The 19091-nt window shown below is 58.4% G+C and carries 15 protein-coding genes; 2 read left to right on the top strand and 13 right to left on the bottom strand.

The features are described from left to right. Window position 1 precedes the first annotated feature (1 nt). The 9 genes from CPH65_RS07290 to CPH65_RS07250 all read right to left on the bottom strand — a co-directional run bounded on the left by CPH65_RS07290 (window position 2) and on the right by CPH65_RS07250 (window position 14099). On the bottom strand, window positions 2-1204 hold the full coding sequence (locus tag CPH65_RS07290; protein WP_197703978.1) for a carbohydrate ABC transporter permease: 1203 nt from the start codon (window positions 1202-1204) through the stop codon (window positions 2-4). Then, on the bottom strand, window positions 1201-2370 hold the full coding sequence (locus CPH65_RS07285; protein WP_244574563.1) for a carbohydrate ABC transporter permease: 1170 nt from the start codon (window positions 2368-2370) through the stop codon (window positions 1201-1203). Before CPH65_RS07285 ends, CPH65_RS07290 begins: the two co-directional genes overlap by 4 nt. Before the next feature lie 205 nt (window positions 2371-2575). Next, window positions 2576-3940 (bottom strand): ABC transporter substrate-binding protein, encoded by a 1365-nt coding sequence (locus CPH65_RS07280; RefSeq protein ID WP_096172878.1) that lies wholly within the window; start codon window positions 3938-3940, stop codon window positions 2576-2578. Between the two features lie 37 nt (window positions 3941-3977). Further along, complete coding sequence (locus tag CPH65_RS07275) at window positions 3978-5051, bottom strand: LacI family DNA-binding transcriptional regulator (RefSeq protein WP_197703977.1); 1074 nt, start codon at window positions 5049-5051, stop codon at window positions 3978-3980. A gap of 733 nt (window positions 5052-5784) precedes the next feature. Continuing rightward, a complete protein-coding gene (locus tag CPH65_RS07270) occupies window positions 5785-7695 on the bottom strand; it encodes a cation:proton antiporter (protein WP_096172876.1) in 1911 nt (636 codons plus the stop codon). Next, entirely contained in the window at window positions 7692-8321 is a 630-nt protein-coding gene (locus CPH65_RS07265; protein WP_096172875.1) for an NAD(P)H-dependent oxidoreductase, read from the bottom strand. Before CPH65_RS07265 ends, CPH65_RS07270 begins: the two co-directional genes overlap by 4 nt. A 240-nt stretch (window positions 8322-8561) precedes the next feature. Then, window positions 8562-11969 (bottom strand): error-prone DNA polymerase, encoded by a 3408-nt coding sequence (locus CPH65_RS07260; protein WP_096172874.1) that lies wholly within the window; start codon window positions 11967-11969, stop codon window positions 8562-8564. Continuing rightward, window positions 11966-13486: a DNA polymerase Y family protein gene (locus tag CPH65_RS07255; protein ID WP_244574562.1), complete on the bottom strand. Its 1521-nt coding sequence runs from the start codon at window positions 13484-13486 to the stop codon at window positions 11966-11968. Before CPH65_RS07255 ends, CPH65_RS07260 begins: the two co-directional genes overlap by 4 nt. Next, on the bottom strand, window positions 13434-14099 hold the full coding sequence (locus CPH65_RS07250; protein WP_096176286.1) for a hypothetical protein: 666 nt from the start codon (window positions 14097-14099) through the stop codon (window positions 13434-13436). Before CPH65_RS07250 ends, CPH65_RS07255 begins: the two co-directional genes overlap by 53 nt. A gap of 246 nt (window positions 14100-14345) precedes the next feature. On the opposite strand from CPH65_RS07250, the gene CPH65_RS24825 reads away from it, so the two are divergent. Both CPH65_RS24825 and CPH65_RS07245 read left to right on the top strand, forming a co-directional pair. Next, on the top strand, window positions 14346-14477 hold the full coding sequence (locus CPH65_RS24825; RefSeq protein WP_256385211.1) for a hypothetical protein: 132 nt from the start codon (window positions 14346-14348) through the stop codon (window positions 14475-14477). Between the two features lie 495 nt (window positions 14478-14972). Continuing rightward, a complete protein-coding gene (locus CPH65_RS07245) occupies window positions 14973-15437 on the top strand; it encodes a YaiI/YqxD family protein (protein WP_096172872.1) in 465 nt (154 codons plus the stop codon). A 27-nt stretch (window positions 15438-15464) separates the two neighbouring features. On the opposite strand, the gene CPH65_RS07240 is transcribed toward CPH65_RS07245, so the two are convergent. Genes CPH65_RS07240 through CPH65_RS07225 form a run of 4 tightly spaced genes read right to left on the bottom strand, consistent with a single transcriptional unit; the run spans window position 15465 to window position 18961 of the window. Continuing rightward, a complete protein-coding gene (locus tag CPH65_RS07240; RefSeq protein ID WP_096172871.1) occupies window positions 15465-16328 on the bottom strand; it encodes a metal ABC transporter permease in 864 nt (287 codons plus the stop codon). Beyond that, window positions 16325-17182 carry a metal ABC transporter permease gene (locus CPH65_RS07235; protein WP_096172870.1) on the bottom strand — a complete coding sequence of 286 codons (858 nt, stop codon included), beginning with the start codon at window positions 17180-17182 and terminating at the stop codon, window positions 16325-16327. The genes CPH65_RS07240 and CPH65_RS07235 overlap by 4 nt, the downstream gene beginning before the upstream one ends. Window positions 17183-17186: 4 nt before the next feature. Further along, window positions 17187-18101 (bottom strand): manganese/iron ABC transporter ATP-binding protein, encoded by a 915-nt coding sequence (locus tag CPH65_RS07230; protein ID WP_096172869.1) that lies wholly within the window; start codon window positions 18099-18101, stop codon window positions 17187-17189. Beyond that, window positions 18101-18961 carry a metal ABC transporter substrate-binding protein gene (locus CPH65_RS07225; protein WP_244574623.1) on the bottom strand — a complete coding sequence of 287 codons (861 nt, stop codon included), beginning with the start codon at window positions 18959-18961 and terminating at the stop codon, window positions 18101-18103. Before CPH65_RS07225 ends, CPH65_RS07230 begins: the two co-directional genes overlap by 1 nt. Between the last annotated feature and the right edge of the window lie 130 nt (window positions 18962-19091).

Below are 19091 nucleotides of genomic sequence, written 5' to 3'. Positions count from 1 at the left end.
CTTATCCTTTAACAGAGCCCGCAGTCAGGCCCTTTGTCATAAAGCGTTCGAGCCCCAGGAACAGGGCCATGATAGGCAGCGTGGCGATAACGGCCCCAGCCATCAGATGCTGACGGGGCACTTCGGAGGAGTTGAGCATCGTCACACCGCGCGTGAGAGTGAATTTCGAGGGATCATCCAGCAGCATGAAGGCAAGCAGGAACTCGTTCCATGCGATCATGAAGACATAGAGCGACACAGATGCCAGCGCTGGCAGGGATAGCGGCAGGGTGATCTTCCAGATCACGCCAAGACGTGAAAGCCCATCCATGAGGCCCGCTTCCTCTATTTCCGCCGGCAAGCCGCGGAAATAGCCCTGCAACATGTAAAGCGCCACAGGAATGGTGGTCACCGGATAGATCAGCAGCAGCCCGAACAGGGAGTTGCGCAAGCCAAACATGGAGAACGCCACATAGATCGGCAAAGCCAGCACAATCATCGGCACCATGTAGATGAGCAGGATCGATCGCGACATGACCGCCTGTCCCTGAAAGCGCAGACGCGCCACCGCATAGGCTCCCGGCACACTGAAGAGCAGCGTGACGAAGACCGTCATCACGGCCACGAGCAACGATGTCATCAGGTAGGAGCCGAAATTGAACTGGGTGAACAGCTCCTGATAGGACCGCAGCAACCCCCAGCCCTTCTGCCAGTCGACGGAGAAGTCGAGCGGATTGAGCAGCAAGTCCTGCTGGCCCTTGAGGGACGTCATCACCATCACATAGAAGGGAACGATGACGATGGCGGTGAAGAAGACATAGCCAAAGCCGGTCAGGAACCGCACGATGGCCTCTTCGAACTGATGCCGCGTGAGCTTGCCTTTGGGCAGACTGTCAAACATCACCCGCAAGGGAAGATAGAGCGCCGCGGCCAGAACCAGCACACCGATGCCTTGCGCGACCGGCTTCAGCCCAAGGGAAACCCCGAAGGGCTCAGTGAGACTGATGGCGAGCACAAGCACGAGGCTTACAACAAGCCCCACCCAGCGGTTGGGCAGATAAAGCGCGAGATAGCCGATTGCAATCCCCTGAAGGATCGAAACCAGCCAGATTGGCCGGACCGGCAGTCCGGTAGAGAAGGCCATCAGGATCGTCAGACAGACGATGACCGTCAGGCTCCACAGAGCCCCGATGATCGGGGTGAGGATCATTCCATGTTTCATCATAGCCCTTCCTCCCTGCTCATGAAGCGGAAGAAGAAGAAGGAGAAGGCGAGCAGACAGGCAAAGATCACCACAGCCACCGCTGCACCAGCCCCAATGTTGGAAATGGCAAAGGCCTGTTCATAGACACTCACCGTCAATGTGCGCGTCCCCGCATTCCCGCCCGTGAGCAGGAAGATGTCGTCGAACTTGTTGAACGTCCAGATGAAGCGCAGAAGGAACAGCACCGACAGGATGCCCATCAACTGCGGCAGGGACAGATAGTAGAATTTCTGGAACGGCGATGCCCCGTCCATATCAGCGGCTTCATACATGTCCGTATCGATGGACTGCATGCGCGCCAGAATGAACAGGAATGACAGCGGGAAATAGCGCCAGATCTCGAAAACCGTCACCGAGAAGAGCGCCAGAGGCCGCTCACCAAAGAAGTTGATCGGACCGTCGATCAGGCCCATCTGGACCAGCAGCGCATTGAAGGACCCCGAGAAGGGATCAAGCAGCGTCACCCATGTGAAGGCCACCGCAATCACCGGCGCGACATAGGGGAACAGGAACAGCCCGCGCAGGATGCCCTGCCCGGCAAAACTGTGGTTGAGAATGAGCGCCGCCATCATGCCCACCAAAAGGGCACCGACGGTGCCGACAATGGTGTAGAAGGTGGTCACCCAAAGGACGTCGAGAAATTCCGAGCTACTAAACACCGCTCTGAAATTGTCCCAGGTAAAGCTGAAGCTGAAGAGATCCGAAGTCGCATCCCCGGTCATCACCGGTTCGGTATCGCGCAAGTCGACACCACTGTCAAAATAGACCTGCTCGGCCACGACATCAATCTGAAGACGCTCGCGGAAGCCCGGCTCCCAGTCTCCCAGATCACAGAAGAAGTCCTGACCGTTGAGCGTACAGCGCGGATCCGGCGTCAAAATGGTCAGACCTTGCGGCCAGACATCGCGCATAGTCACGTTGGCAATGGGCTTTTCCTGCGAGGAATTCTTCAACCGATATTCCACGAGCGACTGATCGCCGACGGCCTTCGGCTTGCCTTTCAGACGTTCATAGACATCAGGCGTGGTGGGGCGCAGGTCCCCCAGATTGATCGGTTTGGCACTGATCCAGAAAATCGCCAGCAGCGGCAGCACAATCACCAGCGCCACACTGATCAGCGTTGGCATGAGCAACCCCCAAGCGAGACGCGCCTCGCGCTTGGCCAGAGGGCCCCGTCCGGGCGGTTTCAAACGAGGCGTTTGAAACCCACCATTCCCGGATCCGGATTGAGATTCGGACATCGACATGAGAGTAAGCTCCAGATCTGTACCGGGAGACAATTCCCCCGATACAGGCTTGAGTGTTTGAAATTTCAGATAAACGCAGTCGCGGTTACTTGATCTTGGCAAGCTCGGCGTTGAGCTCGGCAACCGCCTCATCCGCAGTGATCACATCATCGGTGAACTTGCGGACAACCTGGTTAAAGACCTGGCTGTTGATCATCTTGGAAGCAAGGCCAAGCTGGCTTTCCTTGACGCCCCACCGCTGGGCCACATCAAGACCGGCAACGATCTCGTCGACCATTTCGGCAGGATACAGCTCCGCAAGAGGCTTCTTGCGATCCACACCGACCGGCAATTTCGACCATGCATCGATATATTTGGTCGCATTGTCCGCATCACCGCGGCGAACCGGGAATTTGCCTTCCGGTGCAATGGCCAAGGTGCTGGTGTAGCCGTCACTCATGGAGTAGGCCACGAACTTCTCAGCCGCTTCGATGTCGGCGTCAGAGCTGATACCGAAATAGCGCAGGTCACCCCATGCTGCCCCATCAGGATTGGACGGGCCCGCAAAGTTGGTCACGATACCGGTCTTGGAGGCCAGTTCCGGGCTGGTCGGATCATCATTGATGGTCGGCGGAGCGGAATCGCGCAGACCAGCCAACTCATCAAGAATGAACGGAGACCAGATGATCATCGCGGCCTTGCCAGCGAAATAGAGCTCGCGGGACTGTTTCCAATAGAGTTCACCCGGAGGAGAGGCTTTCACGATGGCCTTGTAGAATTCCAGCACTTCCTTGGTTTTCTTGGCATCGAGTTCCTTGAAGCCATCGGCATTGACCGGAGACACACCGTTGGCAAGGAAGACATGCTCAAGCACCTGGCTCATGAAGTTCTCATCAACCTTGGTGGCGGCAACAAAGCCGTACATTTCTGGCGGATTGTGCAGAGCTTTGACCGCAGCAAGGGCATCGGCATAGGTGGAGGGCGCTTTAAGGCCCTCGGCGTCGAACAGATCCTTGCGGTAGACAATCATCTGCGTCCAGCCATCAACGGGTACGGAAGCATAGCCATCTTCAACCGCAGCCATGTTGAGAGCACCCGAGGCGAAGGTATCAGCGCCCAACCCTTCAATCACTTCGGTCGCAGCATCGGCATCCAGAATGCCGGCTTCAACCCATGGCAGGGCATACTGCAGCGGATGATAGATCACATCAGGCAGATCGCCAGCGGCGAAAGCAGCCGTGGCGCGGGTGCCCAGATCTTTTTCCGTCACCGGAATAACTTCAACGGAAATACCGGTTTTCTTTTCGAAGGCAGCGGCCATTTCCTGCTGTTTGGCGAGACGGGGTGTCTGTTCTTCTGTCGTCCAGAAGCGGATACCATCGGCAGACGCCGAGACCGCGAACAGCCCCAGAGCGACCGACGCACCCATGACCAGGCTGGTTGTGCGTTTTAGTTTGGATGAAAGCTTCATTGTTAAACCTCCCAATTCAACATTGCATGTTTGGATTTCAGGAATAGATGACCGGCGGACCATCGGAGGCCCGCACAATCAGATTTGCTTCTCCCATCTGCCGCAGGGTTTCGGGCTGCGCCCCCCTGATGCGGCGGATGAGGAGATCGGCGAGGCGCTCTCCCGCCTGCCTGTTGTCGACGGAAAAACTGGTGAGCGGCGGATTCGCAAACTCGCCCTCGGAAATTCCGTCATAAGAAATGATGGAAACCTCACGCCCGATCGAAAGACCCCGGCGTTTGGCTGCCTTGTAGACACCAAGGGCCGCCAGATCGACGGCACAGACAATAGCCGTCGGCGGCTTCGGCAAAGAGAGAAGAGCCTCCCCCTCTCTTTCGCCGTCAGCCTCGGTTACCGCATCGCGGCGAACATAGTGTGGATCAACATGAAGCCCGACACGCGCCATGCCTTGCTTAAATCCTTCAAGGCGCAGCCGGGCATACATGTAGCATTCCAGCCCGTTGATAAAGCCGATCCGCGTATGGCCATGATCAGCAAGCCGTTCGACGGCCTGCTCCATCGCGTCTTCCCCCTTGATGTCGAACCAGCCGCACCCTGTCGGGTCTCCTGTGCGTCCGAACATGATGAAGGGGATATCGTGCTCGATGAGATATTCGACACGCGGATCTTTGACCCGTGTGCGCGGCAGAATGAACCCGTCCACCTTGCGCTCGTTGCTCAGCCGCTCAATGGTCTCAAGCACGCCTTGCGAATTTTGCGCCGTGGTCACGGTCAGGGTCCAATTCTCCTGACTGGCTCTTTGGGAAATACCGTCAATGAAATTGGTCAGAAACGGTCTGTGGCTGCCATGGCCACCAACATTGAAGACGAGCCCCATGGAGCGCACCAGCCCGGTCCGGATCGCCTGCGCCTGCGCCAAAGGCGTGTAGCCCATCCGCACAGCCGCCTGCGCCACCCGCGCCTGCGTGCTTTGTGCGATATCACTATAGCCATTCAAAGCCCGCGAAACGGTGCTCTTGGACATGCCCAACTCCTCGGCCACATCCTTGATGGTTATGCGTGATTTTCGGCTCGACGGTCTTGTTCCGACCTGTTCTGATGACTTCCTCACGTCTTCCTCCCACGTCAAAGCTGATTTACGAAACCGGTTTCGGCAACAACTCAAAATCGACTGATCTGGGAAATTGTCAATATGTCGCAATCTGGGGCTGACCGCACTCCGAAATCGGTTTCGATTTACCGATCAGGCTTTTTGCAGACGCCAAATCTGTTTTTTGAGAGGAATCAACGCACTGGCAAGGTCCCAGCGAAACCGGTTTCGCGACGTAAGGTGACGCGTCGCAGGAGTGAGATCCATCTTTTGTTGCACATGGGGAAAACCCGGCGAGCCTGTGGATTTTGTTGCCTCAACCCTGGGATGCCAGGATTTAAAACAAGGATCGCGTTCTTATGCTTGGCCTGTTTTCGCTCAGAAGGACACCATCATCCTGCCCGGCGATCTCTCAACCGCTTTGATTACCCCATTCGGCTGCGGCAGATCACCAATAGCAAAAAGCCGCTATTCGAGTCGCGTCGGGAGGAGAAACGCGTCATCAAATAGCGGCTTTCGCAAAGCGCCCGACCAAAGGCGCAGTCAATCGGCTGAACCGTCATCAGCTCTGCAAACACCCTTTGCAGGTGCCGTGCCAATTCGGAAACATTTTTAAAAATATCGGAATTTCTGGGAGTTGCGCGCACTCACACCGAATGCACAGCAGATGCCGTTTCGAACGCGCACCAAAGCTGCACACAAATTTTGCAACCCGAGAGAACAGCGCACAATAATTAATCACGCCCCAAACGGCTTAGTCTTCATTCGAACCATCATGGCCCGGCGGCAACCATCCTCGCTCGGCCCGAACACGAAACGCGCTCTTGCCCTCTTTCAGCGCCTGCTCCTGATCCGCCATCACTTCCTTGGTCTTCTCGACATAGGCAGCGTTCTGATGGCCTGGAATCTCCGGGTCGTACAGCCGGGCCAGTTCTGCAATGGCGCGCTTGTCGCTGGCCTCATAATCCTGAACATGCTTTTCCGCGTCGTAAGGATGCATCCCGAGCGCTTCGAGCACCGAACGGCCAGTTCGCACCGCGCTGTCAAAGGTATCGCGAATGATGTCCCGACATCCCACAGCGTAGAGTTCATAAACATGGTGGCGGTTCATCGCCCGTGCCACCACGTGAACATGGGGATAAGCCTCATGCATGTAGCGAACAAGTTCCGTGGTCTGCTCCGCATTGTCGATAGCAATGACGAGAGCCGCTGCGTCCTCAATACCCGCTGCACGCAAGAGATCAGGCCGGGTCGCATCACCAAAAAAGGCTCGGATACCATAGGTCCGCAGCGTATCAAGCTGCACCGAGCTGTGATCAAGCACCACCGTCGAATAGCCCGCCGTGCGCAGGATCCGGTTGACCGCGCCGCCAAAGCGACCATGACCGGCAATGATCACTTGCCCCTTCTCGGTGATATCGTCATCCTCTCGGGCCTGCCCCTGAACGAAGCGCGGCGCGATCACTCGGTCATAAAGAATGAACAAGGCTGGCGTCAGCACCATCGACAGGGTCACCACCAGCAAAAGCTGCTCGGAAAGGGCCTTGTCGATCACCCCGTTGGCCACCGAATAGGAGAGCAGCACAAAGCCGAACTCCCCCGCCTGAGCCAGACCGAGCGCCACAAGCCAGCGATCCGCCCCTCGAATGCCAAACAGGAAAGCGATGCAATAGATCACCACCAGCTTGACCACCATCACCCCAAGGGTAATGCCCAAAAGGATGAAGAAGTGATCGAGCAGCAGGGAAAAGTCGACATTGGCCCCAACCGTGATGAAGAACAATCCCAACAGAAGCCCCTTCAAAGGCTCCACATCGCTTTCGAGTTCGTGCCGATATTCGCTGTTGGCCAGCACGACACCGGCGACGAAGGTGCCAAGAGCAGGCGAAAGCCCCACCATGCTCATCATCAGGGCGATACCGACCACCAACATCAGCGCGGCCGCAACGAACAGCTCGCGCAACTGACCCATGGCAATGAAGCGAAACATCGGTCGGGTCAGGAACCGGCCACCGAATACCACGAGCCCAACGGATGCAAAGATGATCACGACCCGCCACCAGATCGGCAGGCTGCTGATCCATTCCGGGCTGGTCGACTGGGGCGCACTGGCTGCATCGCTGGCCAATTGCTGCATCGTTCCCCCAAGCTCGGGCAACGCCAAAAGCGGCAGCAGCGCCACCATCGGGATGAAGGCGATATCCTGAAACAGCAGGATGGAGAACGCGCCTTTGCCACCATCCGATTTCATCAGTCCTTTTTCGCTGAGGGTCTGCAGCACGATGGCGGTTGAAGACATGGCAAAGATGGCGCCGATGGCAAGACTCACCGGCCAGGAATAATCAAGCGCCATGAAGCCGGACATCAACAACAAAGTCGTCAGAACCAGCTGCAACCCACCAAGCCCGAGCAACCGGCTTTTCATGCGCCAAAGCAGGCGCGGCTCCAGCTCCAGACCGACCAGAAACAGCATGATCACCACGCCGAATTCCGCAAAATGTTGCAAGCTCTCCACATCCACCGAGAGGGCCGACAGGATCGGCTCGAGCAACATCCCGGCAATCAGATAGCCCATCACGGACCCAAGTCCCAGACGCGAGGTGATCGGCACCGCGATCACACCGGCCACCAGCAACATGAAGGAAATCAGCAGAAAATCACTCATGATGCCCCCCCCGTCGCGATCCCGTTCTTGGCAATCGGCAACCCGTCATGAAAGATCATCTCCATTTTGCCGGCCGCAGCCCGGTCATAGGTCCCATCACGCAAGGCAACAAGCAGGCGTCCATACCCATCTACGTGTGCTTCCACGCGATCTTCCTTAGGCGCCGTCAGTGCGGTGTGCAGTACATAGGGCGGCAGATAATTCATCTTGCAAATGCGGGCGGTCTGTTCAAGCGGGGCCAGAAAGGTCGTCAACGGATAGGTCTGGTATCCGCCAAAGTTGAAGGCATCCTGAGGTCCCGCGGTGGAGACAGCCAACATCATGTCCTTGCCCTCAAGCTGTGTCCCCTCATGTCCGTAGGCAAAGCCATATTCGAGCACCAGATCCTGCCATTCCTTGATCAGGGAAGGCGTCGAATACCAGAAAAGCGGAAACTGAAACAGGATCACATCGTGCGTAACAAGCCGCTCCTGCTCCCGGTCGATATCAACATTGTGCCTTGGATAATCGGCATAGAGATCGACAAAGCTAACCCCTTCAAGCGCGCTCGCCCTCTCAGCCATCGCTCTGTTGACGTTGGAATATTTATGCCCCGGATGGGCATAATAGACGAGTATTTTTTCCATTGCTGTCCTGCTTTGTCGCCGCTTGCCTGTTTTGCAACCGCTTGAATGTGGCCATCTGCCTATGGCCCGATCATGTCGGTTCCGTGGCCCTTCACAAGCTATCACAGGTAAATCGCATTTCGGCTATACGCCCCCATGCTTTTTGGGGTTTCGCCCTTCACCTGTTCAAGCCGCCAGACCTTAGCGACCAGATCAAGGACCGAACCCTTGCAAGAGTTGGGCCTGTTTGATTGCATCTGCCTAATGAAAATCCCGGCTCGGAAACAGCTTCTTGGCCTGCTCGCGCGGATGGCGGGCGCGGGAGACGGGACGCGACAAAGCCTTGGAGGGTTTGAGGCGCGGCGCTTCGTCCGTCACCGGGTTGGTGATCCCCACCGCATCATCAAGCGGATGGCCAAGCTCGGACAGCTTGTCCGACATATCCTCGATGCGCTGGGCAATCAGATGCACCACGATGCCTTCCCGTTGCAAAGTGCCATACACCTTGAGCAGCCTTCCTGCGATCACCGCCCGCCGGAAGGCCTTGTAGACCTTGGGCCAGACCACCACGTTCGATACCCCCGTCTCGTCCTCAAGGGTGATGAAGATCACCCCCGATGCCGTGCCCGGTCGTTGCCGCGTGATCACCAGCCCGCAGACGATGGCCTGCTTTGCCCCCGTTGTCAGCAAGTCCGCATGGGTGATGAGCTCAGGCATCGAAGGGCGCAAAAGCTCCATCGGATGGGCCCGAAGCGACAGGCGCATCGAGACATAATCCTCCACCACCTCTTCACCCAGATGCATCTGCGGCAGCTGTACCTTGGGTTCAGTGATGAAATCCCCCTCGATCGGATCATTGAACAGCGGCAAGGGCTTGAGCCGCCCGATGGCCTTGACCTGCCACAGCGCATCACGCCGGTCCATCTCCATGGAGACAAAGGCATCCGCCTCGGCCAGCCGCTCAAGCGCGCCTGCCGACAGGCCCGCCCTTTGCCACACGCTCTGGGGGTCGGGATAGCCATTGCCGCGCGCCGCCACGATCCAGTCCGCCTCTTCCTCGGAAAAACCCTTGATCTGGCGAAAGCCGAGCCGAATGGCCAGCGCCCCATCGCTACGCCGCTCCAGCGCATTGTCCCAGCCACTGTTGTTGATGCAGACCGGCCGCACCTCGATGCCATGCTCCCGCGCATCCCGCACGATCTGGGCGGGCGCATAAAAACCCATCGGCTGGGAATTGAGCAGGGCACAGGCAAAGATCGCCGGATGATGGCATTTGAGCCAGGCCGAAACATAGGCCAGCATGGCAAAGGCCGCTGCATGGCTTTCAGGAAAGCCATATTCGCCAAAGCCCTCGATCTGGGAAAAGCAGCGCTCGGCAAACTCCTTGTCATAGCCCCGCTCCAGCATCCCGGCCATGAAGCGCGCCTTGAACGTATGGATCGTTCCCATACGCCGGAAGGTGGCGAGCGAGCGCCGGAGCCGGTCCGCCTCCTCGGGGCTGAAACCCGCCGCCACCACCGCGATCTGCATCGCCTGTTCCTGAAACAGCGGCACCCCGAGCGTCTTGCCCAGCACCTCCTCAAGCGCCCGGGAGGGATAATTGACCGTCTCGCGCCCCTGCCGCCGATTGATATAGGGATGCACCATGCCGCCCTGAATGGGGCCGGGGCGCACGATGGCCACCTCGATGACCAGATCATAAAAGGTGCGCGGACGCATGCGCGGCAGGAAATTCATCTGCGCCCGGCTCTCCACCTGAAACACCCCGACAGCATCGGCAACGCACAGCATGTCGTAGGTCGTGCTGTCCTCCTGCGGCACCGCGCCGATGGTGTAATGCAATCCCTCGTGCATTTTCAGAAGGTCAAAACTCTTGCGAATACAGGTCAGCATGCCAAGGCTCAGAATATCCACCTTGAGAATGCCCAAGGCATCGATATCGTCCTTGTCCCATTCGATGATGGTGCGATCCTCCATCGCCGCATTCTCGATGGGGCATAGCTCATCAAGCCGCCCGCGCGTGATGATGAAGCCGCCAACATGCTGGGAGAGATGGCGCGGAAAACCAATGATTTCACTGATCAGCCGCAAGGTCTGCATCAGCCGCCGGTCCCCCGGCTCAAGGCCAAGCGCCTTCATCCGGCCCACATCGACGCCCTCGTTCGACCAGCCCCAGATCTGCCCCGACAGTGCCGCCGTCACATCCTGCGAAAGCCCCATCACCTTGCCCACTTCGCGAATGGCCGAGCGGGTGCGAAAATGAATGACGGTGGCACACAGACCGGCTCGCTCGCGCCCGTAACGCTCATAGATATGCTGGATCACCTCCTCGCGCCGCTCATGTTCGAAATCCACATCGATATCGGGCGGCTCGCCGCGATGCTCCGAGACAAAGCGTTCGAACACCATGGTGATGGTCTCGGGCGCAACATCCGTGATGCCAAGGGCAAAACAGAGGATCGAGTTGGCCGCCGAACCGCGCCCCTGACACAGGATATCGCGGCTGCGGGCATAGGCCACAATGTCATGAACCGTGAGGAAATAGGCGGCAAAGCCGAGCTTTGCCACCAGCGCCAGCTCCTTGCTGGCAAGCGCTTGTGATTTTTCCGGCACCCCGTGCGGATAGCGGCGTTTGAGCCCCTCCGCCGTCAAGCGCTCCAATCGCGCCTGCGAGCTTTCCCCATTGGCGATTTCATCCGGATAGTCATAGCTCAATTCACTCAGGCAGAAGGTGCAGCGCATGGCGATCTCGCCCGCCCGCCGGATGGCCGCAGGATGTCGCCGGAACAGCCGCGCCATATCCGCCGCCCCTTTGAGCCGTCGCTCCGCATTGGGCAAGGCCCGGGAGCCAATCTCGTCGATGGTGACATGCTCGCGCATGCAGGTCAGCACATCGGCCAGTTGGCGCCGCCCGGCGTGATGCATCAGCGCGTCGCCCAAAGCCACCATCGGCGCGGCCAGACGATAGGCAAGCTGCGAACAAGCGTCAAAATAGCCTTGGTCCGATCCATTATAGGCGGGGGCAGCCCCCAGAAAGACCGATCCGGGGAAGCGCTGCACCACCTGACGGATATGCGGCACCACATCTTCATGCTCCAACCCCGCTTGCGGCAGGGCAATCAGCATCATGCCCGAACAGCCCTGAAGCATGTCCTCAAGATCAAGCAGGCACTCTCCCTTTTCCGCCCGCCTTTTGCCAAGAGTGAGCAGGCGCGACAGGCGCTCATAAGCGGCCCGATCCGTTGGCAGAGCCACCCAATCAAGCGAGCTGTCCCTCAGAACAAGGCGAGCGCCGATGATCAGGCGAGGCAGCTTGACGACCGGAGGCGGAATGAGCTCCGGCCGCTCCGGCTCTTTGAGGATCTGCCGGCTTGAGGGATTGATGCGCTGGCTCGAGCGCACCTTGATCGCCTCGTTCACCTTCTCATCAATCTGGCGCTGCAATTCCTTGAGCGCCGAGAAGGCCCGCACCACACCGGCCAGAGAATTCCGGTCAGTGATGGCAATCGCATCCAACCCCAGCTCGGCGGCACGGGTCACCAGCTCTTCCGGATGCGAGGCTCCGGTGAGGAAGGTGAAATTCGACATCACGCACAGTTCTGAATAGGTTTTGGGGCGCATCTTCTCGAGCTGTTCGGGCGAGACGGCCCCCGGCTGCGGCCCACTCATGCAAATTCACCCTGGACGAACCAGCTGGAGAGATGGCTGAGCGCATTCTGGGGCGTATGGAAAAGCCACAAGCGCCAGCCCTGCCGCGTCTCCACCCACCAGTAATCCCGCAGACCAGAGCGCCACGCCGGATCCTCCCACCACCATTCAGGGGCAATCCTCTCAGGGCCTCGCGCCCGCTCTACAGTGAGATGCATGCGCCGCCAGCGGAACTGGACCGGAGGCTCCCGTCGCACGGCGTCCCCGCCGCAAGCATGAGGCAACACTATCGGCTCGGGCGGGAACAACCGCAAGGGCCGTGCCAGCCCCGACAAGACCCCACCCCGAGGCCAGTCGGCCACAGCCTCGCAAAAGGCTGCCGGCTGCAGCGAAAAACTGTGTTCGGGGATATGACTGTCCGCAGGCACGAACCGAAGAACATTCTCCAGCCCGATCCGGCTGCCCAAACGGGTGATGAGATCGTCAAGCGGCCGCGTTGAACCAGCCGCTCCCGGCACGCCACCGGCCTGCTCGCGACCAAGAGCGGGCGCGGCCAACTGCTCGTCCGCCACCGTCTCGACCACCACAGCCTCAAGCCGCACTATGTCGATGCCGAAGCCGGAATCCACCTCATCAACACCGCGCTCGAACAGGGGCAGGATCCGGCTCGCATCCCGCATGGGCCGCGCCAGCCGCAACTCGACCTGACTGGATGCCATATCAAGCCGCCGCATGGTGAGCTGGAGCACGCGCACGCCCGCCCCCTGCTCCACCAGCTTGTCGCACAGACGCTCAAGGAGTTTTTCCGCCACAGCCATCACGTCCGACGCCAGCCCGATTGGCTCGGGCAGGCTCATTCGCACCCCATAATGTTGCGGCTCGGAGAGGGGCGAAATCGCCTCTTCCCGATGCGCGAGTGCCTGATCAAGCCGCATCAAAGGCTCAAGCCCAAACCGGCGCGTCACGGTCGAACGCGGCAGCGCATAAAGATCTTCGATGGTTCGCACGCCAAGCCGCAACAGGCCGGTCACAATGCTCTCGTCAAGGCGCAAGGCCGCCACCGGCATTCCCCCGATGACCTCAAGACATTTGCCCGGCCGGGCCATGCGCCGCGACAGATCCTCGCCCTCGCCATAATGCGCCAGCGCCCAAGCCCCGCCGCGCGATTCCGCCATCCCCAGCCGCACAGTGAGCCCGGCCCGGGTCAGGCGCTCATGCATGGTCTCGAGCAAGGCAAGCTCACCGCCAAACAGGTGGGTCGAGCCGGTCACATCGAGCACCAAGCCATCGTCGCCATCAAGCCCTACCCATGGGCAATAGCGCCCTGCCCAGCGCGCCAGCAGCCGCAGGAAAAGCTCATCCGCCTCCCGATTGGCAGGCATTGTCTGAAGATCCGGACAGAGAGCACGGGCATCGGCCAACCCCATGCCCCGCTGGATCCCTTCCCGCTCGGCCCGTTCGTTCAGACAATAGATACGATCGCTGTTACTCTGCTGCCACGTGAGCGCAAAGGGCACCACCAGAGGTTGACGGCGCAAAATCCGATCGCTCGCCAGCTTTGGAAACCACAATGACACGACGCGTCTCTGCATCCCAAATGATGTCCCAGTTGTCCAATGTTCCACTTTTGTTCTTTATAAGCGTCCAGCGCTGAAGAGTCGAGTCGCCAGATGAAAATGCCTTTGGACAGGGAGTGGAAAGACGGCGACCAACAGCAGAAACCGGCGCACAATGCCAGCGGCTTTCCGCAGCATTGTTGCCCATGCCATCCCCGATCAGCAACACGCCGGTTGCCCCGCCCGTCTCGGCCGCCAGTTGCAATCGCCGCCCCGCCGTAAAGGACACCGGACGCGCCACCTCGGCCACCACCACGGACACGGCGCCGGATCGCAGGGCTTCCTCCGCACAGGCCTGCATCGACTTGTGATCCGGCACCCGGACCATCAACAGCCGCTCGGGGTCACAAAAAGAGACGAGCCCAGCCGGGTTGATCTGATCCGGCCGCCAATGCTCCGTCAGCCACAGGGCCGTGCCTGCCTTTCCTGTTCCAAGACCGCAGGCAATCGCCGCAAACAAGGTACCTCCGTGACCGGTCACCTCATGCGCCCGCCCCGACTTCAAAGGATAGCAATCCGTAAAAAGCGCTGTCATTACATACCCCTCACATTCCATCGCAAAAGAACATAAAGAGAACATAGCAAACAGAAGCGTCTTTGTCAGGTCCTGAATCCGAGCACCCAACAATTTGCAGGTCGCATAAAAAAGCCATGCAACATACGCATAAATGACAAGCAAACTTGTCTCTTCAAAAATCACACGAAAATGGCAGAATAGCGCCGAAAACAAGCGATAGAAACCAGACGCCATCCGGCAGACCGACCATACGAGGCACACGTCATGTTCGAAAAAAGCAACCCGATCTCCTCCGTTCTCTCCATCTTCAAGAACTTCGGACACTCCGAACCGCGCGTTCATCCCAACCGCCGCGAATGGGAAGCCATGACCTTCTACCGCCGCGACGAAGAGTAAACCGCTCCCACAGCGCGCACTGAAGGCACACAAGACACGACGCATTGGGTAGAAAAGCCAAAAAACACCGCCCAGAAGCCCCCGCTCCTGCCAGATGATGACAACTGCGACAATTAGTCATCAAGCGTGGTGAAATAAAAGGTGCACACCGCCTTTGGGCGCACTTTTCATCCTACAACCAAAGTATTATAGTCGGTCTTGTAAGTGAGCCAACGAAGCCCCTTCCCGAAGGGGTCCCGTCATCTGCGACGGGGGGCCACCGAGACCCATGCAGCCTCCTCCCCGACCATGCATGAAACTCGGTCCCGCCCGGATGACATTCATGCCTTGCCCCCGGCGCTGCCGGGGACAGGGCATTTTTATTATCCCATCTTATTATCCAAGGCCCGTTTTCCAACAAAAGACACCTGACAGTCTGCATGCTCTGGCCCCAAGGGCAGCAGCCCGCTATAGTCGCGCACAACAGCCAAGACCACGCGAGCGGACCGGAATACCATGTCCCACCAGATCGAAATTCTCGTCGATGCCGACGCCTGCCCGGTGAAGGAAGAAATCTACAAGGTGGCCGAACGCCACGGCGTCCCCGTCACACTGGTGGCCAACCAGTTCATGCGCCTGCCACGCGACACCGAGGTCACGTTCGTAAAAGTCGACGATGGCCCCGATGTTGCCGATGATCACATCGCCTCGGTCGCCCATCCAGCGGCAGTCGTCATCACCGCAGACATTCTGCTGGCCCAGCGCTGCATCGAAAAGGGCGCCAAGGTCATCGGCAGCACCGGCAAACCCTTCACCGAAAATTCCATCGGCTCCGCGGTCGCCATGCGCAACCTGATGGCAGACCTGCGCGATGGCGGCGAAATCAGCGGCGGTCCTGCTCCCTTCTCGAAGAATGACCGCTCGCGGTTTCTCTCAAGCCTGCATGAAACCCTGGAAAAGCTGAAGCGCGAACAGCGCTGACAGGCAGACCCGTCCGCGCCCATTGCCTTAGTGGCCCAGATCCCGGGCAAGGCTGCGCCGCGACATCCGCGCCGTCTGCCACAGCGAGAAGACGAACGCGACGATGAACAGGGTCGACATCACCAGAACGATGGTTGGAGCCGGCGCACTGTCGATATAGAAACTCAGAAAAACGCCGATAATCGACGATCCCACACCGATCACCAGAGACATGATCATCATGCCCGTGAAGGTCCGTGTCAAAAGATAGGCAATCGCCCCGGGTGCGATCAGATAGGCGATGGTGAGGATAAGACCAACAGCAGTGAGCGCTCCGACCACTGCCAGCGAGATCATCGACAACAGGCCATAATGCAACAGCCGCACAGACAGGCCGATCGCCATGGCGTGCTGCGGATCGAAGGCATGCGCCAGAAGGTCCATCCGCTTCAATAGAACAAAGCCGCAAACGACAAGGCCGATCAGCGTTGCTGTCCAGAGATCCTGCGCGCTGACGCCGAGCATGTTGCCGTACAGGATATGATCGAGATGAACATCCGTTTCGATCTTGAGATAGAGCACGATACCGAAGGCGAACATGCCCGAGAAGACGATCCCCAGAATGGTGTCCTCCTTCACCCGGCTGTTTTCCTTCAGCCAACCGGTCGAGAGCGCACAGAACATGCCCGCAAAGAATGCCCCGACAATGAAGGGAAGATTGAGAAGATAGGCCAGCACCACGCCGGGAAAGACCGCGTGAGAGATCGCATCGCCCATCAGCGACCAGCCCTTTAGCACGACATAGCAGGACAGAAGCGCCATCGGAATCGCCACAAGCACCGAGATCAGAAAGGCTGTCTGCATGAAGGGAAACAGAAAGGGCATCGAGAGGATTTCGAACCAGTCAGTCATGAGTGAGCCTCCAGCGCTTGCCGCGCCTTACGGCGAGCAGCAAGCATGCCGTGCTTGGGCGCAAAGACAAACACCACAAGAAAGATCAGGGTCTGCAGCACAACAATCACCCCGCCGGTCGCCCCATCAAGGAAATAGCTGGCGTAGGCCCCGAAGAAGCTCGTCAACACGCCAATCAAGACAGAAACGGCGATCAGCCGGGGAAATCGGTCACACAAAAGATAGGCCGTCGCGCCGGGTGTCACGACCATCGCGATCACCAGAAAGGCACCAACCGTCTGCAAGGCAGCCACCGTCGACGCGCTGAGCAGCGTGAAGAACAAGATCTTCAGTGCCGTCGGATTGAGGCCAATCGAACGGGCATGGTTCTCATCAAAGAAGGTCACCATCAGGTCTTTCCATTTGAGCAGCAGAATAGCGAGCGTCACCCCGCCAATGATCAGCAGCTGCACACTGTCATAATCCGTGATCGCCAGAACATTGCCTAAAACGATGGTCTGAATGTTCACCGAGGTGGGCGACAGGGACACCATGAACAGACCGAGACCGAAAAAGGAGGTGAAGATCAACCCGATGATGGCGTCTTCCTTCAGTTTGGTGCGTTGGTTGAGAAACAGCATCGTGGTGGCCGCAAGCCCGCCAGCCAGAAAGGCACCGATAGAGAAGGGCAATCCGAGCATATAGGCTCCGGCGACACCGGGCACGATGGAATGCGAGAGCGCATCCCCGATCAGCGACCACCCCTTGAGCATCAGATAGGAAGAAAGAAACGCGCAGATCGCTCCGACCAGCGCGCTGATAAACATCGCGTTGCGCATATACTCATAGGAAAAGGGCTCCAGCAGATAATCCATGCGGTCAGCCCTCTCCGGTATTCTTGGCAGCCTTGTTGTCGGCCTCACCAGCTTCGCCATAAAGCACGAACGGGCGTTCGTCATCGGTCAGAACCGTCACCTGCCGGGTATCGTCATCATCATGCAGCTCTTCACCGCCAAGGATGAAATGACGCAACACACCGCCAAAGGCTGCCTCCAGATTGGATTGGGTGAACACATCCCGCGTCAGCCCGAACGCCAGAACCGTGCGGTTGACCAGCACGGTCCGGTCGCAGAATTCGGGCACTGAACCCAGATTATGTGTCGAGACCAGAATGATATGCCCCTCGGCTCTGAGATCCCGCAAAAGCTGAATAATCTGCTCCTCGGTCTTCACGTCAACCCCGGTGAAGGGCTCATCAAGCAGAATGACCCGGCCCTCCTGCGCCAGAGCACGGGCAAGAAAGACCCGTTTCTTCTGGCCACCGGACAGCTCGCCGATCTGGCGCTGGCGGAACTCCTGCATATTGACCCGCTCAAGCGCCTCTGTGACCAACGCGCGATCGCGCTTTGTGGGGATGCGCAGCCAACCCATGTGACCATACCGCCCCATCATCACCACATCCTCGACCAGCACCGGAAAATTCCAGTCCACATCCTCGGACTGAGGCACATAGGCCACCAGATTGCGCTTGAGTGCCTCGCGGCCCGGCATGCCGAGAATTTCGACAGTCCCCTTCGCCAAAGGCACAAAGCCCATCAGCCCCTTGAACAATGTCGACTTGCCCGAGCCATTCACCCCGACAAGGGCCGAAATGGACCCACGCGGAATGAAAAAGCTGGCATCGTGCAAAGCCGTATGACCATTGCGGTAGGTGACCGTAATATCGCGGGCCACCAAACCGTCGAGATCCTTTTCAGCACGCTGGTCCAGAGTGCCGTCGCTGTTGATGAGCATTAATTTGTCAATCCGTCTGCAATGGTTTGGGACGTCACCCTGAGAAGATCGAGATAGGTCGGCACCGGGCCATCGGGCTGGGACAGCGAATCCACATAAAGGACGCCCCCATATTTGATACCCGTTTCTTCTGCCGCCTGTTTGGCAGGCTTATCCGAGACCGTGCTCTCCGAGAAAATCACCGGAATGCCTTCTGCCCGGATCGTATCAATCACCTGCTTGACCTGCTTGGGCGTGCCCTGTTGATCCGCATTGATCGGCCACAGGTACAATTCCTTAAGTCCGAAATCCCTAGCAAGATAGCTGAAGGCTCCCTCGCTTGTCACCAACCATTTCTTGTCGTCCGGAATAGCGGAAAGGCTGGCGCGAATGGGCTCGGCAAGCGCGGCGATCTCGGCCTTGTAGGTCTCGGCATTGCGATTGTAGTCATCTGCATGATCCGGATCATATTTGACCAGAGCCTTGCGAATATTCTCGACATAGAGGATGCCGTCGGACGGTGACATCCAGGCATGCGGATTGGGCTTGCCCTCATAAGGCCCGTTGCCGATCGATATCGGCTGGATACCTTCAGACAACACAACGCTTGGCACATCTCTCAGATTGTTGAAGAATTTTTCGAACCAGAGCTCCAGATTGAGCCCGTTCCACAAAATCAGATCAGCCCCCTGCCCCCGGATCATGTCCCGCGGCGTTGGCTGATAATTGTGGATCTCTGCTCCCGGCTTGGTGATCGATTCCACCACCGCATGATCGCCAGCCACATTGCGGGCCATATCCGCAAAAACCGTGAAGGTGGTGACCACCTTGATCGGCTTGTCCGCAGCCGAAGCAGCAACCACGGGCAGCAACAGCCCCATCAATGCAGACAAAACACCTGTTCCAAACCGCATAAAACTCTCCCAGATAAAAAAGACGACATCAAAGGCCGTCAAACCAATCCAATTCTCTGACCGCAATCGCATCAGCGGCCCGCTAGTGAGATCAACG

The organism is Cohaesibacter sp. ES.047 (assembly GCF_900215505.1).
Classification (GTDB): domain Bacteria; phylum Pseudomonadota; class Alphaproteobacteria; order Rhizobiales; family Cohaesibacteraceae; genus Cohaesibacter.
The sequence above is the reverse complement of the archived record's forward strand: the minus strand, read 5'-3'. Positions and strand labels throughout refer to the sequence as shown.

Bases quoted from the DNA above. Each gene is read 5' to 3' on its own strand.
- CPH65_RS07290 (WP_197703978.1), bottom strand. From the start codon at position 1,204: ATGATGAAACATGGAATGATCCTCACCCCGATCATCGGGGCTCTGTGG.
- CPH65_RS07285 (WP_244574563.1), bottom strand. From the start codon at position 2,370: ATGCCAACGCTGATCAGTGTGGCGCTGGTGATTGTGCTGCCGCTGCTG.
- CPH65_RS07280 (WP_096172878.1), bottom strand. From the start codon at position 3,940: ATGAAGCTTTCATCCAAACTAAAACGCACAACCAGCCTGGTCATGGGT.
- CPH65_RS07270 (WP_096172876.1), bottom strand. From the start codon at position 7,695: ATGAGTGATTTTCTGCTGATTTCCTTCATGTTGCTGGTGGCCGGTGTG.
- CPH65_RS07265 (WP_096172875.1), bottom strand. From the start codon at position 8,321: ATGGAAAAAATACTCGTCTATTATGCCCATCCGGGGCATAAATATTCC.
- CPH65_RS07260 (WP_096172874.1), bottom strand. From the start codon at position 11,969: ATGAGTGGGCCGCAGCCGGGGGCCGTCTCGCCCGAACAGCTCGAGAAG.
- CPH65_RS07250 (WP_096176286.1), bottom strand. From the start codon at position 14,099: ATGACAGCGCTTTTTACGGATTGCTATCCTTTGAAGTCGGGGCGGGCG.
- CPH65_RS24825 (WP_256385211.1), top strand. From the start codon at position 14,346: ATGTTCGAAAAAAGCAACCCGATCTCCTCCGTTCTCTCCATCTTCAAG.
- CPH65_RS07245 (WP_096172872.1), top strand. From the start codon at position 14,973: ATGTCCCACCAGATCGAAATTCTCGTCGATGCCGACGCCTGCCCGGTG.
- CPH65_RS07240 (WP_096172871.1), bottom strand. From the start codon at position 16,328: ATGACTGACTGGTTCGAAATCCTCTCGATGCCCTTTCTGTTTCCCTTC.
- CPH65_RS07235 (WP_096172870.1), bottom strand. From the start codon at position 17,182: ATGGATTATCTGCTGGAGCCCTTTTCCTATGAGTATATGCGCAACGCG.
- CPH65_RS07230 (WP_096172869.1), bottom strand. From the start codon at position 18,101: ATGCTCATCAACAGCGACGGCACTCTGGACCAGCGTGCTGAAAAGGAT.
- CPH65_RS07225 (WP_244574623.1), bottom strand. From the start codon at position 18,961: ATGGGGCTGTTGCTGCCCGTGGTTGCTGCTTCGGCTGCGGACAAGCCG.